The organism is Actimicrobium sp. CCC2.4 (assembly GCF_034347385.1).
GTDB lineage: Bacteria > Pseudomonadota > Gammaproteobacteria > Burkholderiales > Burkholderiaceae_D > Actimicrobium.
In genome coordinates this window covers 413,434-430,481 of the sequence record NZ_CP133777.1, presented here as the reverse complement: position 1 = coordinate 430,481, position 17,048 = coordinate 413,434, and the positions used below count along the sequence as shown (strand labels likewise).

General features: G+C 59.2%; 12 protein-coding genes. 4 read left to right on the top strand and 8 right to left on the bottom strand.

Annotated elements, in window-relative coordinates; genetic code table 11:
• Positions 1-59 precede the first annotated feature (59 nt).
• The 5 genes from RHM62_RS02005 to RHM62_RS01985 form a co-directional block, all read right to left on the bottom strand.
• Positions 60-404: a DUF4870 domain-containing protein gene (locus tag RHM62_RS02005; RefSeq protein ID WP_322123919.1), complete on the bottom strand. Its 345-nt coding sequence runs from the start codon at positions 402-404 to the stop codon at positions 60-62.
• 92 nt (positions 405-496) lie between these two features.
• Positions 497-3,151, bottom strand: a complete 2,655-nt coding sequence (locus RHM62_RS02000; RefSeq protein ID WP_322123918.1) for a DNA topoisomerase III — start codon at positions 3,149-3,151, stop codon at positions 497-499.
• 207 nt (positions 3,152-3,358) lie between these two features.
• On the bottom strand, positions 3,359-3,835 hold the full coding sequence (locus tag RHM62_RS01995; RefSeq protein WP_009667727.1) for a DUF494 family protein: 477 nt from the start codon (positions 3,833-3,835) through the stop codon (positions 3,359-3,361).
• Between the two features lie 120 nt (positions 3,836-3,955).
• A complete protein-coding gene (gene dprA, locus RHM62_RS01990; RefSeq protein WP_322123917.1) occupies positions 3,956-4,975 on the bottom strand; it encodes a DNA-processing protein DprA in 1,020 nt (339 codons plus the stop codon).
• A 102-nt stretch (positions 4,976-5,077) separates the two neighbouring features.
• The gene (locus RHM62_RS01985) at positions 5,078-6,151 is read right to left on the bottom strand and encodes a LysM peptidoglycan-binding domain-containing protein (RefSeq protein ID WP_322123916.1); all 1,074 of its coding nucleotides are present in this window, start codon (positions 6,149-6,151) and stop codon (positions 5,078-5,080) included.
• 172 nt (positions 6,152-6,323) lie between these two features.
• Between RHM62_RS01985 and def the strand changes: the two genes are divergently transcribed.
• The 3 genes from def (at position 6,324) to metH (ending at position 11,987) form a co-directional block, all read left to right on the top strand.
• Positions 6,324-6,857: a peptide deformylase gene (def, locus tag RHM62_RS01980; protein WP_322123915.1), complete on the top strand. Its 534-nt coding sequence runs from the start codon at positions 6,324-6,326 to the stop codon at positions 6,855-6,857.
• Positions 6,858-6,888: 31 nt separating this feature from the next.
• Complete coding sequence (gene fmt, locus RHM62_RS01975) at positions 6,889-7,860, top strand: methionyl-tRNA formyltransferase (RefSeq protein ID WP_322123914.1); 972 nt, start codon at positions 6,889-6,891, stop codon at positions 7,858-7,860.
• A gap of 368 nt (positions 7,861-8,228) precedes the next feature.
• The gene (metH, locus tag RHM62_RS01970; protein ID WP_322123913.1) at positions 8,229-11,987 is read left to right on the top strand and encodes a methionine synthase; all 3,759 of its coding nucleotides are present in this window, start codon (positions 8,229-8,231) and stop codon (positions 11,985-11,987) included.
• A 24-nt stretch (positions 11,988-12,011) separates the two neighbouring features.
• Here the strand turns inward: metH and RHM62_RS01965 are convergent, their stop codons facing one another.
• The 3 genes from RHM62_RS01965 to RHM62_RS01955 all read right to left on the bottom strand — a co-directional run bounded on the left by RHM62_RS01965 (position 12,012) and on the right by RHM62_RS01955 (position 16,145).
• The gene (locus RHM62_RS01965) at positions 12,012-12,776 is read right to left on the bottom strand and encodes a class II glutamine amidotransferase (protein WP_322123912.1); all 765 of its coding nucleotides are present in this window, start codon (positions 12,774-12,776) and stop codon (positions 12,012-12,014) included.
• A 75-nt stretch (positions 12,777-12,851) separates the two neighbouring features.
• Positions 12,852-14,357 (bottom strand): B12-binding domain-containing radical SAM protein, encoded by a 1,506-nt coding sequence (locus tag RHM62_RS01960; RefSeq protein WP_322123911.1) that lies wholly within the window; start codon positions 14,355-14,357, stop codon positions 12,852-12,854.
• Between the two features lie 129 nt (positions 14,358-14,486).
• Positions 14,487-16,145 carry a long-chain fatty acid--CoA ligase gene (locus RHM62_RS01955; RefSeq protein WP_322123910.1) on the bottom strand — a complete coding sequence of 553 codons (1,659 nt, stop codon included), beginning with the start codon at positions 16,143-16,145 and terminating at the stop codon, positions 14,487-14,489.
• A 315-nt stretch (positions 16,146-16,460) separates the two neighbouring features.
• Between RHM62_RS01955 and phaP the strand changes: the two genes are divergently transcribed.
• A complete protein-coding gene (gene phaP, locus RHM62_RS01950; protein WP_322123909.1) occupies positions 16,461-17,021 on the top strand; it encodes a TIGR01841 family phasin in 561 nt (186 codons plus the stop codon).
• Positions 17,022-17,048 lie beyond the last annotated feature (27 nt).

Genomic DNA, 17,048 nt, shown 5'->3' with positions numbered 1-17,048 from the left:
CGTCGGCGTCCGGCAAATCGTAGGGTGCAATAACCGAAGGGCATTGCACCGCAGGATCATTACTTGATCAGCCGCAGCACAAACGGATACCGGTAGCCGGTCCCCTTGGACGCCGCCACCGCCCCGAGAATGCAGAACACGATGTTGACAACGTACAGCAGCGGGAACGCCAGCAAGCCGATCAGGACCAGCGTCAGTACCCCGCAAATCACGTAACCGATCATCACGGTAAGCTGGAAGTTGAGGGCTTCGGCGGACTCTTGCGCAATGTATGCCGAGCTGTCTTTCTTGAGCAGCCAGATCAGCAGCGCACCGATGAAACCGGTAAAAATCCCCAGCAGATGCGCCAGCATCGCGAAATTGCAATCGTCTTTTTCGGGCAAGCTTTGAGTGATCTCGTTCATCAGTGTTCCTTCAAAAAGTAGGCTTGACGAGACGATAGCATGGCATCAGGAGCCTGCTTAAAAAATAAGCAGCGACTCCTGATGCAAGCCAATCATGCACTGGCTTTTTTTACTGCCGGTTTGCGCACTGCGGGCTTCTTGGCGGCGACCTTTTTCGGCGCTGCTTTTTTGGCTGCCGGTTTGGCGGCCAGCTTCACGACTTTGGTTGCCTCGGGCGCATCGCCCTCGTCAGCTTCAACCGCAGCAGCCTTGCCCTTGGCCGGCGCCTTGGCTTTGCGCTCTTCGAACTCGAAGCTGACTTTGCCATCCTTGCCCTTGACCAGGAAGGCCTTGAACGGCCGGCGTGTGCGTTGCGACACGAAACCCGGCATCAGGTCGGTCTTGCCTTCGTTGAGCAATTTGACCATCTGCTCCGGCAGGATCTCCTGCTGCAGGATGATGCGACCGCTGCGGAAATCGCATTCCTTCGGCTTGGCCACGCTCTTTTCGCAGACGTAGGCCAGGCCCAGTTCGAACACGCCGTTGCCGCATTTCGGACATGGACCGAGCGCGGTCTGGCCGGTGAAATCGACACCCTCGCCGTTCTCGCCTTCTTCATCGTTCTGGCCGAAATCGAATTCGAGCTTGCAGTTCTTGATCTCTTCGTCGCGCGAGATTTTCAGGATGGCGGCGAACGGCCGGCCCATCTTGGAGCGAAATCCCTGCAGCGGTCCGATGGTGCGGTTGGTCAGCAGTTCCTCGACTTCGGGGATTTCGAACTGGCGACTGCCCGGCGTCTTGCTCATCGAGAATTCGCACTTGGTGCAGGCGAAGCGACGATAGTTTTCCTTGACCACGCTGCCGCAATTCGGGCATGGCGTTTTCAGGGTCGTGTAGTCGCCGGGAATGGTGACGTTGTCGTATTCCTTGGCGCGCTTGACAATGATCTGCGTCATTTGCGCGATCTCGCGCATGAACTCCTCGCGACTGATCTTGCCGCGCTCCATTTGCGAGAGCTTGTATTCCCATTCACCGGTCAGTTCCGGCGCAGTCAGTTCGTTCACGCCGAGACCGCGCAACAGCGTCATCAGCTGGAACGCCTTGGCCGTCGGGATCATTTCCCGGCCTTCGCGCAGCAGGTAACGCTCGTTGATCAAGCCTTCGATCGTCGCAGCGCGGGTGGCTGGCGTGCCGAGGCCCTTGCCGGCCATCGCATCGCGCAATTCTTCATCGTCGATCAGCTTGCCGGCACCTTCCATCGCCGACAACAGCGTGGCTTCGGTGTAGCGGGCGGGCGGCTTGGTGACCAGGCCGTTGGCGGCAATCGTGTCGGTCTGGACTTTTTCGCCCTTGGCCACGGCGACCAGCGTACCGTCGCCATCGGCGGCTTTTGGATCGACCACGTCCTTGCCGTACACGGCCAGCCAGCCCGGGTTGACCATGACCTTGCCTTCGGTCTTGAACTGATGCCCGGAGACTTCGGTAAAGCGCGTCGTGACCTGGAATTCGGCGGCCGGAAAAAAGATCGCGAGGAAGCGGCGCGTGACGAGGTCATAGAGCTTCTGCTCCGGCTCGGACAAGTTCTTAGGCGCTTGCGTGGTCGGGATGATCGCGAAGTGATCGCTGATCTTGGTGTTGTCGAAGATGCGCTTGTTCGGCTTGACCCAATTGCCATTGAGGATCTGCGCAGCAAACTGGTAATAGTTGTTGTTCTCGGAAATCGTCTCCAGCGTTTCCTTGACGGTGCTGATGTAGTCTTCCGGCAGATGGCGCGAGTCGGTCCGCGGATAAGTCAGCACCTTGTGCTTTTCGTACAGCGCCTGCGCCAGACCGAGCGTGTTCTTGGCCGAGAAACCGAAGCGTGCATTGGCTTCACGCTGCAGGCTGGTCAGGTCGAACAGGCCGGGTGCCATCGAGGTGGTCGGTTTGGATTCTTCGGTGACATTGCCCTGCTTGGAACGACAGGCGGCGACGATCGATTCGGCGGCTGCCTTGCTCCAGAGACGCTCGGCGCGCTTCTCGGGATCGGTCTCGTCCTTCTTGAATTTGGTATCGAGCCAGCGGCCTTCGTAGACACCGGCAGCGCAGACGAAATCGGCCCGTACTTCCCAGAAATCCCGGGCCACGAACTTCTTGATTTTCTCTTCGCGCAGCACGACGATCGACAGCGTCGGGGTCTGGACCCGACCGACCGTGGTCAGGTAAAAACCACCTTCCTTCGAGTTGAAGGCCGTCATTGCACGGGTGCCGTTGATGCCGATCAGCCAGTCGGCTTCGCTGCGGCAGCGTGCGGCATCGGCCAGCGGCAGCATCTCGGCATCGTCGCGCAAATTGGTGAAGGCTTCGCGGATCGCACCGGGCGTCATTGATTGCAGCCAGAGCCGCTTGATCGGTTGCTTGGCCTTGGCATTCTGGGCGATCAGCCGGAAGATCAGTTCGCCTTCACGCCCGGCATCGCAGGCATTGATCAGGGCAGTGACATCCTTGCGCTTGATCAGCCGGTTCAGCACTTTCAGGCGCGCTTCGGTCTTGGCGATCGGGTTCAGGGCAAAGTACGGTGGAATCATCGGCAGATGGGCAAAGCTCCATTTGCCGCGCTTGATATCGAATTCTTCCGGCACTGCGATTTCCAGCAGGTGACCGACGGCGGACGACAATACGTATTCGTCGGATTCAAAATACTCATCGTGCTTGGTGAAGCCACCGAGCGTCTTCGCAATGTCGTTCGCGACAGAAGGCTTCTCGGCGATGATGAGGGTTTTAGTCATGGAGTCTGGTCTCGGAAAAAGGGCGTTCGCCCCGTGGCGGTTAGCGTCGTTGACCGCATCATACAGCCCGTCTCCGCAATCTTACGCGGTAACAGGTTGCTGACCGCGGGCAACCGAAAGTGATAATAAGCGGGTTCCTGCAAAAGCCGCAACCGGGGTTCGTCGCAACGAAGAGGGCGACACGACGGTGTCGCAGCAGGTGGCCGGTTAATGTAATTGCCTTGGCTCGGGCTCGTCATCATCGAGGAAGAGTTCGTCGAACATCAAGCCGTCAGGCTCCTTGCCTTGACTCCACAATACCATCAGCACGATGACCTTCAGCTTGTCGAGCGAGATCAGGGTACCGCTGACGGCAAGTGCCCGCTCGATAACGATCTCGCGCTGGACCGGATTGAGCAGCTTGGCGGCCTCGAGGAACTGGATGAAACCGACGGCGGCCGTTCCCAGCGCGTCCATTTCCTGTTGCACGTAAATGCGCGTACCAAATGAAAATGCGGCTTGCTGCGGGTACTGTCCGGCCAGCGTCGTGGTGGTTTGTGCGAGATCCGTGAGCCAGTCGAGTGCGCTGGTGATCTCGTCGTCATCGAAACCGATTGCCGACAGTTTCTTGACCAGTGCAGCCGGTGGTGGGCAGGCATCCGGACGGTAATAGGTTTCGTAGAGGTAGACAAGGACGTCGAACATGAATGCACTGTAGCGGTTAGATCGCGCTGGCACAAGCATCGTGCAGCGTTTGCGAAAAGGGTTTCGGGAGGCAGTTGCGCCCTATGCAGCGCAGGTGCCCGTGCCCGGCGAGTCGGGATTCTACCCGACTCGCCGGTAATTCCCGCCAGGCAGTACTTCCAGGCATCCGAGCAGTTCCAGCTCCAGCAATTGCGCACTCAGTGTGGCCACCTCCAGCCCGGTTCGCGCTACCAGACCATCGCTATCGACCGGATCAAAACCGAGTGCCGCTAGCAGGGCGTCCAATGCCGGCGGCACGACCCGGACTGCGGTATCGTGCGCGCCCGGCGTCGGTGCGGCCGGTGCGATTTCTTCGAGGACGTCCTGTGCCGATTCGACCAGCTTGGCACCCTGCTTGATCAGCCAATGACAACCCTTCGACAGGGGTGCATGGATCGAACCCGGAATTGCAAAGACATCGCGACCTTGTTCGGCGGCGACCCGGGCCGTGATCAACGATCCGGACCGGGCTGCTGCTTCGACGACCAGTACGGCACGCGACAAACCACTGATCAAGCGGTTGCGGCGCGGGAAATTAGCGGAGAGCGCTTCGGTACCGAGGGCGTATTCGCTGACCACGCAACCGTCTTTTGCAATCCGTGCCGCCAATGCCCGATTGCGCGCCGGATAAATGATGTCGATCCCGGTGCCGATCACCGCAATGGTTGAACCTGCATGCAACAGCGCCCCCGCGTGCGCGGCCGCATCGATCCCCATCGCCAGCCCGGACACCACCGGGAAGCCGGCTTGGCTGAGCGACGCGGCAAACCGTTCCGCATTGAGCACCCCTTGCGCCGTGGCATTACGACTGCCAACGATGGCGATGGATGGCATCTGCAGCAACCCAATGCATCCTTTGACATACAGCGTGATCGGCGGATCGGGGATATCCAGCAAGCTCTGCGGATAGCGCGGATCAGCCAGGGTAAGAAAATAATGATGAGGATGCTGCAACCAGAGCAGCGTGTAATCGATGAGGACTTGAGTACGGACAGGGACCGGTGCGGTCAGTGCACGGGCCAGTGGCAGGCCGACCAGCGCACTGAGTGCCGCCTGACCGGCAGCAAAGATATTGTCCGGCAATCCGAAGTGCGTCAGCAATTGACGCGCCGTCACATTGCCGACGCCGTGCGTTTGCTCCAGCCGTATCCACGCAGCGACTTCAAGCGGTTCGATCAGGGGTTCGGCAGTCGATGGCAGGATTTACTCCGGTGATTTGGCCACGTCCCCGATCTGTACCGAATCGCTGACCTGCATGATCAGCGCGTACGAGATGTTGTGAAAGACGCGGAATACGAACAAGGTGCCATAGTCGGAATCGGGTAGCTTGATCTTTTCCTTCTTGCCTTCGGTCTTGTCGATGATGACTGCACCGGAGCGGCTTAGCTGCAACACCGTGCCAATATCGATACCGTCACTCTTGCCACGATTAATAGTGACAATCTGGTTCTGACCGGCATGGGTGACGCCGCCGTAAATCGAAACGATGCGCGCGTTCACGGACTGTTCCGGTGGATGCGGCACATAGTTCAGGATAGGCGCAGGCGGTACCGGCAACAAGCGGTCGCCGACGCCCATTTCTTCCTTGGCGGCCACGACTGTAAAGACATGGGCACTATCGCCGCCGCTCTTGTCAGCCTGCACGAGCTTGACGCTGCCGAGATAAGCGGCTTCGTAACCAATGATTTTTCCGGTTTCGGGGTCTTTCAGTGGCAAGCCTGGCCGGAATACCTGGAACGACGTGTCTGCCTTGAGGTCACCACGCACGTAGGCCTTGTCGTTTTTACCGAGGAAGACGTGGCCTTCCTGCGTTGCGACGATACGTGGCGTGCCTTGCAATTCATTTTCTTCGATGATCAGCGGCTGCGACAGGAACGGCTCGATCACATTCGACGGGATCGCAGGGATCGCTTCCTGGCCAAGTCCTTCGATACGGATGCGCGGTGATACCCGGTCGATCGACATGTCACCCATCGGCTTGCCTAATCGCAAACGGCCATTGATACGGTCGAAATACACAATTTGTCCGGGATAAATCCAGTGCGGATTACGGATCTGGTCACGATTCATGTCCCACACTTGCGGCCAGCACCACGGATGCTGCAGGAATTTTCCGGAGATATCCCAGAGCGTATCGCCCTTGACGACCAGATGACTGTCGGGCGCATTGGCCAGGAATTCGCAGCGTGCCGGTGCTGCTTGCACGCTCGACGCGACCAGGGAAAGCGAGGCTGCGGCAAAGGCGAAGCAGAGGACGGCTGTGCTAAACTTTTTCATGGTTGATCCGGTGAGTGTGCGCGTGGCCTGAATGGGCAGCCTTGCGACAGAGTACATACGCAAGGAAATGCGTGGAAAAACTTGCCAAATTGAATCAAAGTCTGCCCACAAATCCTTGAACTAGCAAGATAAAACACGTTCATCATTAAGCGCATTGTTGCGCAAAAGCCGTATGCCATTACTAAATATATTGCGTTACCCCGACCAGCGCCTGCACAAGATTGCCCGTCCAGTGACGGTGTTCGATACTCGACTGAAACAGCTTGTCGCCGATATGGCAGAAACCATGTACGACGCCCCCGGCGTCGGTTTGGCTTCGTCGCAGGTCGACGTGCATGAGCAATTGATCATTGTCGACATCTCCGATAATCAGTCGGAACTGCGCGTGCTGATCAACCCGGAAATCACTTGGGCCAGCACCGAAATGCAGCTCTATGACGAAGGTTGCCTGTCGGTACCCGGCGTCTATGACGGTGTGGAGCGGCATGCCCGTATCAAGGTGCGCGCCCTCGACGTCGACGGTAAAGTCTTCGACATCACCGCCGATGGCTTGCTGGCGGTCTGCATCCAGCATGAGATGGACCACCTGAAAGGTAAGGTATTCGTCGAGTATCTGTCGCCGCTCAAACGCAACCGGATCAAAGCGAAGATGCTCAAGGAAGAACGCGAACTCAATCGCGACAAGAAACGTAACAGCGATCGCTGATCACGGCGACCCGCCAGGAAAAATCGCCCTCATGAAAATCATCTTTGCCGGCACGCCGGAATTTGCCGCCGTCGCACTGGCCGCAATCCACGCTGCCGGCTTCGACATCCCGCTGGTGCTGACGCAGCCCGATCGCCCGGCCGGACGGGGCATGCAATTGCATGCCTCTGCGGTGAAACAATTTGCGCTGGCGCACGGCATTCCGGTAGCGCAACCGGTGTCATTACGGCTGGATGGCAAATATCCCGATGCCGCCAGCGAAGCCGATGCACTGTTGCGTGCCACGCCGCATGACGTGATGGTCGTCGCCGCCTATGGCCTGATCCTGCCGCCATCGGTTCTGGCGATCCCGCCATCGGGCTGCCTGAATATCCACGCTTCGCTGCTGCCACGCTGGCGCGGCGCCGCGCCGATCCACCGCGCCATCGAAGCCGGCGACCCGGAGACCGGCATCACCATCATGCAAATGGATAAAGGTCTCGATACCGGACCGATGCTGCTGGTCGAGCGGCTAGTGATCGATGCGGACGACACGACCGGCAGCTTGCACGACCGGCTTGCGTCGCTCGGTGGAAAACTGATCGTCGACGCGCTACGCCAGCTCGAACGCGGCGCGCTGCTCGCCACAAAGCAACCCGATAGCGGCACCTGTTATGCCGCCAAGATCAGCAAGGAAGAAGCCGCACTGGATTTTGCGCAACCCGCCGAACTGCTGTCGCGCAAGATACGCGCCTTCCATCCGGCACCAGGTGCCAGCGCCCTGATAGGCGGCGTTGCCATCAAGATCTGGCGCGCTGAAGTCGTGGCTTGCTCGGAGCTGGCTTTGCCTGGCGAAATCATCGCCGCCGATGCCATCTCCGGATTGGTGATTGCCTGCGGTCGCAGCGCACTGCGACTGACGGAGCTACAAAAACCCGGTGGCAAGCGCTTGCCCGCATCGGAATTTCTCAAGGGGTCTCCGATTGCCGCCGGTACTTGCGCGCAGGTTTTTCCTGCAGGATGACAGACACACCCTCACAATCTGCACTGGTATTCATCAATCCGATATCTGCTATGCCAAAAGACAATTGGCGGGCTGCGGCGTGTCGCCCCATACTCGTCCTGTCTCCTCCATGTCTCATCTTTTTGATATGGATTCAAGCCCGCCTCTTTAGCGGGCTTTTTTTTGGCCGGAGTCGGCATTCGACGCTTTGACGTATAATTTTCCAGCGCCGATTTGATCCACAAAGTCAAACCCAGCTTGCGGGCGCCAGGCCCCTGCAACGACGGCACGGGCCCAAATAAATACCGCTAAAGCGGCCCAAAAGAAACCCGGCTCCGCTTTGCAAGCCGGGTTTTGCATTTCCAGACACCTTTTTCATCGAGCACACCATGAAACGCGACGCTTTCTCCGCCACCGAAACACTCTTGCGCGACCTGATGTCGCGCCGCATCCTGATCCTCGATGGCGCGATGGGCACGATGATCCAGCAATACAAGCTGAGCGAAGAGGATTACCGCGGACCGCGCTTCGCCGATTTCACCGGGCCGGGCCGCGAACTCTTCGTCAAGGGCAACAATGAATTGCTATCGCTGACGCAGCCGCAGATCGTCAGCGAAATCCACGAGCAATACCTCGATGCCGGTGCCGACATGATCGAGACCAATACCTTCGGTGCGACCACCGTCGCGCAGGACGACTATCACATGGCGCATCTGGCCTACGAGATGAATGTCACGTCGGCGCGTCTGGCCCGCGCGGCCTGCGACAAGTACTCGACCCCGGACAAGCCGCGCTTCGTCGCAGGCACGCTCGGGCCGACACCAAAAACCGCCTCAATTTCGCCGGATGTCAACGACCCTGCGGCCCGCAACGTCACCTTCGATCAGCTTGTCGCAGCCTATCTGGATCAGACCCGTGCGCTGGTCGAAGGCGGCTCCGACATCCTGCTGGTCGAAACCATCTTCGATACGCTCAATTGCAAGGCCGCGCTGTTTGCCATCGACACTTTTTTCGAGGAATCCGGCAAGCGCTTGCCAATCATGATTTCGGGTACCGTCACCGATGCATCGGGCCGTATTTTGTCCGGTCAGACCGTGCCGGCATTCTGGAATTCAGTGCGCCATGCCCGACCGCTGACGATCGGCCTGAACTGCGCACTGGGTGCGGCGCTGATGCGTCCGTATGCCGAAGAGCTGTCGAAAATCGCCGACACCTTCGTCTGTATTTACCCGAATGCCGGCTTGCCGAACCCGATGAGCGATACCGGCTTCGATGAGACCCCGGACGTGACTTCTGCGCTGCTGAAAGACTTCGCGGAAAGCGGTTTCGTCAACATCGCCGGCGGCTGCTGCGGCACCACGCCGGACCATATCCGCGCGATTGCGCAAACCGTCGCCAGCATCGCGCCGCGTCAGATTCCCGTCATTCCGCAAGCAATGCGCATCTCAGGTCTCGAGCCCTTCGTCATCGATGACGATTCACTGTTCGTGAACGTCGGGGAGCGCACCAACGTCACCGGCTCGAAGGCCTTCTCGCGCCTGATTCTCAACGAGCAATACGATGAAGCCATCGCTGTCGCCCGCCAGCAAGTCGAAAACGGCGCGCAAGTCATCGATATCAACATGGATGAAGCGATGCTCGATTCAGTCGCTGCAATGACGCGCTTTTTGCATCTGGTGGCGTCCGAGCCGGACATCGCCCGCGTACCGATCATGATCGATTCGTCGAAGTGGTCAGTCATCGAAGCGGGCCTGAAGTGCGTGCAGGGCAAGTCGATCGTGAACTCGATTTCGATGAAGGAAGGCGAGGATGAATTCCTGCGCCAGGCCCGTCTGTGCCGCAGCTACGGTGCGGCCGTGATCGTGATGGCCTTCGATGAAAAAGGCCAGGCCGATACGCTCGCGCGCAAGACCGAAATCTGCCAGCGCGCCTACAACCTGCTGGTGTCGAAAGTCGGCTTCCCACCCGAAGACATCATCTTCGACCCGAACGTTTTTGCGATCGCCACCGGCATCGAGGAACACAATAATTACGCGGTTGACTTCATCGACGCGACACGCTGGATCCGCAAGAATCTACCGCATGCCAAGATCAGTGGCGGTGTCTCGAACGTCAGCTTCAGCTTCCGCGGCAACGACCCGGCACGCGAAGCGATCCACACGGTGTTCCTGTACCACGCGATCCAGGCCGGCATGACGATGGGCATCGTCAACGCCGGCATGATGGGCGTCTACAGTGAGCTGTCGCCCGAGCTGCGCGAGCGCGTCGAAGACGTCGTGCTGAATCGCCGTGAAGATGCCACCGAACGCATGATCGAGATTGCCGGCACCCTGAAAGCCGGTGACAAGAAGGAAGAACAGAACCTCGAATGGCGCGAGGGGCCGGTGCAAAAACGGCTGGCGCACGCGCTGGTCCACGGCATCACGCAATGGATCGTCGAAGACACCGAAGAAGCGCGCCAGCAGTTGCTGGTCAACGGCGGCCGGCCTATCCACGTGATCGAAGGCCCGCTGATGGACGGCATGAACATCGTTGGCGACTTGTTCGGCCAGGGCAAGATGTTCCTGCCGCAGGTAGTCAAGTCGGCACGCGTGATGAAGCAGGCCGTCGCCCACCTGATTCCGTTCATCGAAATCGAAAAGCAGCTCGAAGAAAAAAAGACCGGCATCGCCGCCAAGGCCAAGGGCAAGATCGTGATTGCCACCGTCAAGGGTGACGTGCACGACATCGGCAAGAACATCGTTTCGGTGGTCCTGCAATGTAATAACTTTGAAGTCGTCAACATGGGCGTGATGGTGCCGTGCTCGGAAATTCTGGCGCGTGCGAAGGCCGAAAACGCCGACATCATCGGGCTGTCCGGATTGATCACGCCGTCACTCGAAGAGATGGCCTACGTCGCCAAAGAAATGCAGCGTGATCCGTATTTCCGGATGATGAAGATCCCGTTGCTGATCGGCGGCGCGACCACCTCGCGCGCGCACACCGCCGTGAAAATCGCGCACAACTACGAAGGCCCGGTGGTCTACGTGGCCGATGCGTCGCGCTCGGTATCGGTCGCGCAATCGCTGCTGACACCGGAGCAACGCGACCAGTACATCGCCGACATCGCCACCGATTACGAACGTATCCGCGAGCAGCATGCCAACCGCAAGGTGGTGCCGATGCTGTCGATCGCACAGGCGCGTGCCAACAAAATGGTGGTGCCATTTACCGGCAATGATGCCCCCGTCAAACCGAAGTTCATCGGCCGGCGCGAGTTCAGGAATGTCGACCTTGCCACACTCGCCAACTACATCGACTGGGCACCGTTCTTCCAGACCTGGGATCTGGCCGGTCCGTTCCCGGCAATCCTCACTGACGAAGTCGTCGGCGAGACCGCCAGCAAGGTCTACGAAGAAGGTCTCGCGCTACTCAAGAAGGTCATCGATGGTCGCTGGCTGACCGCCAACGGCGTGGTCGCGCTGATGCCGGCCAACAGCATCAATGACGACGACATCGAGATCTATACCGACGAAACCCGCACCGAAGTCGCCTTCACGTACTACGGTATCCGCCAGCAAACCATCAAGCCGGTCATCGATGGTGTGGCTCGTCCGAACCAGTGTCTGGCCGATTTCATTGCGCCGAAATCGTCCGGCATCGCCGACTACATCGGCCTGTTCGCGGTCACTACCGGCATCGGCATCGAGAAATACGAAAAGCGTTTTGAAGATGCCCATGACGACTATTCATCGATCATGTTGAAGTCGATGGCTGACCGTCTGGCTGAAGCGTTTGCTGAGCAAATGCATGAGCGCGTGCGTACCGATTTGTGGGGCACGACGCCGGATGAAACACTCAGCAATAGCGAGATGATCAAGGAACAGTATCTGGGTATACGGCCGGCGCCGGGTTATCCGGCCTGCCCGGAACACACGGTCAAGCAAGAGATGTTCACGCTGCTGCAGTGTGGCGATATCGGCATGCAGGTGACTGAATCGCATGCGATGTTTCCGGGTGCGTCGGTAGCCGGTTTCTACTTCGGCCATCGGCAATCGAAGTACTTCAGCGTCGGCAAGATCGGCGAGGATCAGGTCAAGGATATGGTCACCCGTCGCGGCGCGAGTCGTGAAGATGTCGAACGCTGGCTGGCACCGAACTTGTCCTAAGCGTTGTCCTAAGCGCTGCCCTGATCAAACAGGCTCGCCGTCGACGAACACCTTCAGTTCGCCGGCGGCAAAACGGGTCCAGTGTTCATTGGTCGTCAGCGGTGCGGTGACGATGATCGCGACCCGGTCGTTCGGCGTTGTCACTTGCGAAAAATCGACGCTGACATCGTTGTCCGACAGCTGTGCCTGCGCAAACGGGTACTGGCGAATGAGATAATGCAGGTGGGTCGAGCAATGCGCGAACAACGCTTCACCGTGCGACAGCATCATGTTGAAGGTGCCGTGTGCAGCGATCTCGCGGGTGAGTTCGTCGAGCGCCGAACGCAGTTCCGGCAAGGCCGGCAACGCGTCGCCGAAGCGCCGCTGCAGTTGCTGCAGCAAGTAGCAAAAAGCCAGTTCGCTATCGGTGCTGCCGACCGGCCGGAACGCGCCATCAAGTACCGGTGCAAATTCTTTCAAGTCGCCATTGTGCGCAAAAACCCAGTAGCGTCCCCATAACTCCCGTACGAATGGATGGCAGTTTTCCAGCGCGATGCTGCCCTGCGTGGCCTTGCGGATGTGGGCGATCACGTTGGTCGATTTGATCGGACAGCGCTTGATCAGGTCGGCGATCGGCGACGCCACCGCGGCCTGGTAATCGACAAAATGGCGCACCCCGCGGCCCTCGAAAAACGCAATACCCCAACCATCGTTGTGCTCGTCGGTGCCACCGCCGCGCGTGGCGAAACCCGTGAAGCTGAACACGATATCGGTAGGGACGTTGCAGTTCATTGCGAGCAGTTGGCACATGGGATCGGGCAGAAGGTCAAGGCGAAGGAGGGAACGGTATCACGGGCGGCACCGGCCGCCCTGCTGCGGGAAAAACTACGCCGCCATGTGCCGTGCCTGGCGTTGCGGCACGCTCTTTTCAGCGACGGGTTCGGACTTCACGCGCGCGCCGTGACGCGGCAAATTCACCTTCCCGGCGTAGTCGCTGGCGACCAGCGCCCTGGCCGCATCGGCGTCCATGCCGCGCTCGGCCAGCCACTGCCCGACCAGCACCGCAAGACGCTCCAGCGCGATCCGGTGGGTCGCGTCTGTCCGGGCAAAGAGCCAGTCCGACAGCAGCATGAAATTGTCGAATGGCGACCCGGCCAGCAGCATCGGCAGGCTATTGGCGAAGCGCCCCGAGTTGGCGATCATGTCCCAGAAACGCGCGAAACGAACCAGCCGCTGCATGTCGGCAAAGCTGATGCGGTCGGTGGCAAGAATGGTGTACGGCGGGGCCGGGTCGAAGATCAGGCCGTACTCGGCGGTGTGGCGGATGATCGGCGTGCCGCGCAGGCGCTTGAGAATGCCGAACTGGATTTCATGCGGTTGCAGCGCAACCAGCCGGTCGAAGCCGCGCGCAAAACTGGCAACGTCCTCACCGGGCAAGCCGGCGATCAGGTCAACGTGCAAATGCGCGTTCGAGTGCTCGCACAACCAGCGGATATTTTCTGCGGCCTTGGCGTTGTCCTGCTTGCGACTCACCAGCGCCTGCACGTCGGGGTTAAAGCTCTGGATGCCGATCTCGAACTGCAATGTCCCCGGCGGGAATTGCATGATGCCGGCCTTGAGCGCATCAGGCAGATGATCGGGTACGACTTCGAAGTGAGCATAGACCGGATCGTCCGGATAGGCGGCGAGCTTGTCGAGGAAGAACTGCATGATCCTGAGGCTGGACTTGATGTTCAGGTTGAAGGTGCGGTCGACAAACTTGAACAGCCGCGCACCGCGCGCATGCAGCTTCTCCAATTCGGCGATGAAGCCGTCGAGCGCGAACGGCCAGGCAGTCTTGTCGAGCGCCGACAGGCAGAACTCGCACTTGAACGGACAGCCGCGCGAGGCTTCGACATATAGCGTGCGATGGGCGATATCTTCGGCGCTGTAGAGGTCATACGGCATCGGCAATTCGGCCAGCGGGGCCTGTACGCCCGCATGGACTTTCATCAGCGGTTGCGGGCCGTTCAGGATCTGGCCGCACAGCAGCGGGAAGGTCACGTCACCCCAGCCGGTGATCAGGTAATCAGCCAGTTGCACGATCTCCTGTTCGGCCGATTCGTACGACACTTCCGGACCACCGAGGATAATTTTGACGTGCGGCGCGAGGCGCTTGAGCAGTGCGACGACGCGGGTGGTTTCGTCGACATTCCAGATGTAGACACCGAAGCCGATGATGCGTGGATTCGACGCCAGCAGCTTTTCGACGATGTCGGTGCTGCGGGTGCCGATGACGAATTCCCGCAATTCGGTCCGGGCTTGCAGCGCACCCATGTTGGCGAGCAGGCAGCGCAGGCCGAGCGAGGCGTGGGCGTAGCGGGCGTTGAGGGTGGCGAGGAGGATGGTCATGGGGGCTTTACGCGGCGGGAAATCGAACGTCATTTTACGCGGACTGGATCAGGTGCATCCGGTGCAATGCCCTTCGGTTATTGCACCCTACGCATCACGGCGGATGGCAGATCAGACGTCCCGGTCCATTTAACCCGCCAACTCCTTCTCCTGCAACGACCGCCACATGACCTTCCCGGTCGCCGACTTCGGCAGGACGCTGACGAATTCGATCAGCTTGGGCACCTTGTAGGCCGCCATCGTTTCGTGCGCCCAGGCCATGATGTCGTCGGCGCTGGCGTCGCTGCCCGGCTTGCGCACGACGACTGCCTTGACGGTTTCGCCGCGATAGGCGTCACGCGAGGCGATGATGCAGCACTCTTCGATGGCGGGATGCTTGTACATCATCGATTCGACTTCGGCCGGCCAGACCTTGTAGCCGCTGGCATTGATCATGCGTTTGAGCCGGTCCGTAAAAAAGAAGAAGCCTTCGGCATCCTGGTAGCCGAGGTCGCCGGTACGCAGGAAGCGTTTGCCGTCGAGCTCGATGAACGAGTCGGCCGTCTTCTGTGGATCGTTCCAGTAACCCTGCATGACTTGCGGACCGTGGATGATAATTTCGCCGACGTCGCCTTGCGGCATTTCGGCCAGCGTGGTCGGGTCGACGATGCGTGAATCGACATTGAAGATCGGGATACCGAGGCATTGCTGCTTCATGCGTTGCGGCGGATTGGTGTGGGTCGAGGCCATGGTTTCGGACAGGCCGTAGCCTTCCATGAAATGCAGGCCGGTCAGGTCGAGCAGCTTTTGCGCGATCGCTGCCGGCATCGCGGCACCACCGCCGGAAATCCGGCGCAAGCCCGACAGGTCATATTCGGCCAGGCGTGGATTCGATAGCAGGTCAATCACCATGGTCGGGATATTGGTCCAGACCGTGACGCCGTAGCGGGTGATCAGCTGACCGGCGACATCACGATCCCAGCGCGGCAAAATCACCAGCGTGCCACCGCCGACGATGACGGCGTTCATGCTGATTTGCATACCGGTGACATGAAAGAACGGCAGCACCGCCAGCGTGACCTGGTCCGGCACCATCGCGGTGGCCCAGTGGGGCGCGCCGGCCGCCGTGAACATGACCGAGGCGTGGGTATGCACGCAGCCCTTTGGCTTGCCGGTAGTGCCGGAGGTGTAGGGCATGCAGGCCAGATCGTCCGGTCCGGCCAGATGCGCGCGCAAGGTGCCGCCTTGAGCCAGTGCCAGATGCCATACGATCACGTCCGGTGACTGCGGCACGTCACGGGCGGCAGTAATCATGTCCGGCACGGCCAGGTCAGTGTGTGCCGGCAAATAATCGGAATAGGTCGCGACGATGGCCTTCGTCAGTCCGGTGGTGCCCACTAGCGGGGCAAGCCGCGCAAAAATATCCTGTGATGCCAGCACCACCCTGGCACCGCTGTCCTCGACATAGTGGCGCAGCTCTTCGGTCATCAGCATCGGGTTGACCGGCACCACCATCGCATCGGCGCGCAGGATCGCAAAATAGGCAATCACCCACTGCGGTGAATTCTGCATATCGAGCAGCACGCGGTCGCCGCGCTGCACGCCGCACTCATTTTGCAGATAGCCGGCCAGGGCCAGTACCGCATCGTGCAATTGGCGGTAGATGAGGATCGCATCGTAGTAAATGATCGCGGGTTTGTCGGGATAGCGCAGCGCGCTGATTTGCAGGTTGACGTAGACGCTGGTGGCAGGAACCGTCAGGTGGGTCGGCAGGCCCTCAGGCCAATGGGCGTAGTGAAGCGTGTTCATGGATTCGCCTTGTGTGATTTTTGTAGGTCGAAGGATGTGTCTGTCTCGCGTTTGATTATAGGGGCATATCTGGCGGAAATTCAGCTTGATCGGACATGACCGGTTCCGTTCGGCGGCGGGCTGAATGCAGAGCGAGGGCTGCTGAGTCGGCCTCCAAAAAGAGCAATTGGTGGCAAAAAATAATTTGGTGCGCCGCACAATAAAAGCTTGACACCAGGTTTTAGCTACGTAAAATAGCCCTTGTTGCGGCGCACCAAATTTTTTAGTTTCCTCCGCAGACGAATCCACCATTCACAACAGCCTCAGGAGATTCACATGTTTTCATTCCAAGAACAATTTTCCGCCGCAACCAAAGCCAACTTCGAAGCCCAACTTGCCCTGATCACGACGATGACCAGCAAAGCGTTTGAAGGTGTCGAGAAGCTGGTTGAACTGAACCTGGCAGCAGCTAAAAGCACGCTGGAAGAAAACACCAGCAACGCCAAGCAATTGATGACTGCCAAAGACCCGCAAGAATTCATCGCACTGGCCACATCACAAGCCAAACCAAGCGCCGAAAAAGCCCAGGCTTATAGCCGCCACGTCGCCAGCATCGCTTCCAGCGCACAAGCTGAACTGACCCGCGCTGCCGAAGCCCAGATCGCCGAAACCAGCCGTAAAGTATCGGCACTGGTTGACGATGTGAGCAAGAACGCACCAGCCGGCTCAGAGAACATGGTTGCGATGGTCAAATCGGTCATCAGCAACGCCAACGCCGGTTACGAGCAACTGACCAAAACCACCAAGCAAGCCGTGCAAACCATGGAAGCCAACGTTAATTCGGCAACCGAGCAGTTCACACAAGCTACAGAAAAAGCGACTCGCGCCAAGAAGTAATTCTCTGCCGCAGTAACTAAAAACGGA

Coding starts and splice junctions, on each gene's coding strand:
- RHM62_RS02005 (WP_322123919.1), bottom strand. CDS start 404: ATGAACGAGATCACTCAAAGCTTGCCCGAAAAAGACGATTGCAATTTC.
- RHM62_RS01955 (WP_322123910.1), bottom strand. CDS start 16,145: ATGAACACGCTTCACTACGCCCATTGGCCTGAGGGCCTGCCGACCCAC.
- def (WP_322123915.1), top strand. CDS start 6,324: ATGCCATTACTAAATATATTGCGTTACCCCGACCAGCGCCTGCACAAG.
- RHM62_RS01985 (WP_322123916.1), bottom strand. CDS start 6,151: ATGAAAAAGTTTAGCACAGCCGTCCTCTGCTTCGCCTTTGCCGCAGCC.
- fmt (WP_322123914.1), top strand. CDS start 6,889: ATGAAAATCATCTTTGCCGGCACGCCGGAATTTGCCGCCGTCGCACTG.
- RHM62_RS01965 (WP_322123912.1), bottom strand. CDS start 12,776: ATGTGCCAACTGCTCGCAATGAACTGCAACGTCCCTACCGATATCGTG.
- metH (WP_322123913.1), top strand. CDS start 8,229: ATGAAACGCGACGCTTTCTCCGCCACCGAAACACTCTTGCGCGACCTG.
- phaP (WP_322123909.1), top strand. CDS start 16,461: ATGTTTTCATTCCAAGAACAATTTTCCGCCGCAACCAAAGCCAACTTC.
- RHM62_RS01995 (WP_009667727.1), bottom strand. CDS start 3,835: ATGTTCGACGTCCTTGTCTACCTCTACGAAACCTATTACCGTCCGGAT.
- RHM62_RS02000 (WP_322123918.1), bottom strand. CDS start 3,151: ATGACTAAAACCCTCATCATCGCCGAGAAGCCTTCTGTCGCGAACGAC.
- RHM62_RS01960 (WP_322123911.1), bottom strand. CDS start 14,357: ATGACCATCCTCCTCGCCACCCTCAACGCCCGCTACGCCCACGCCTCG.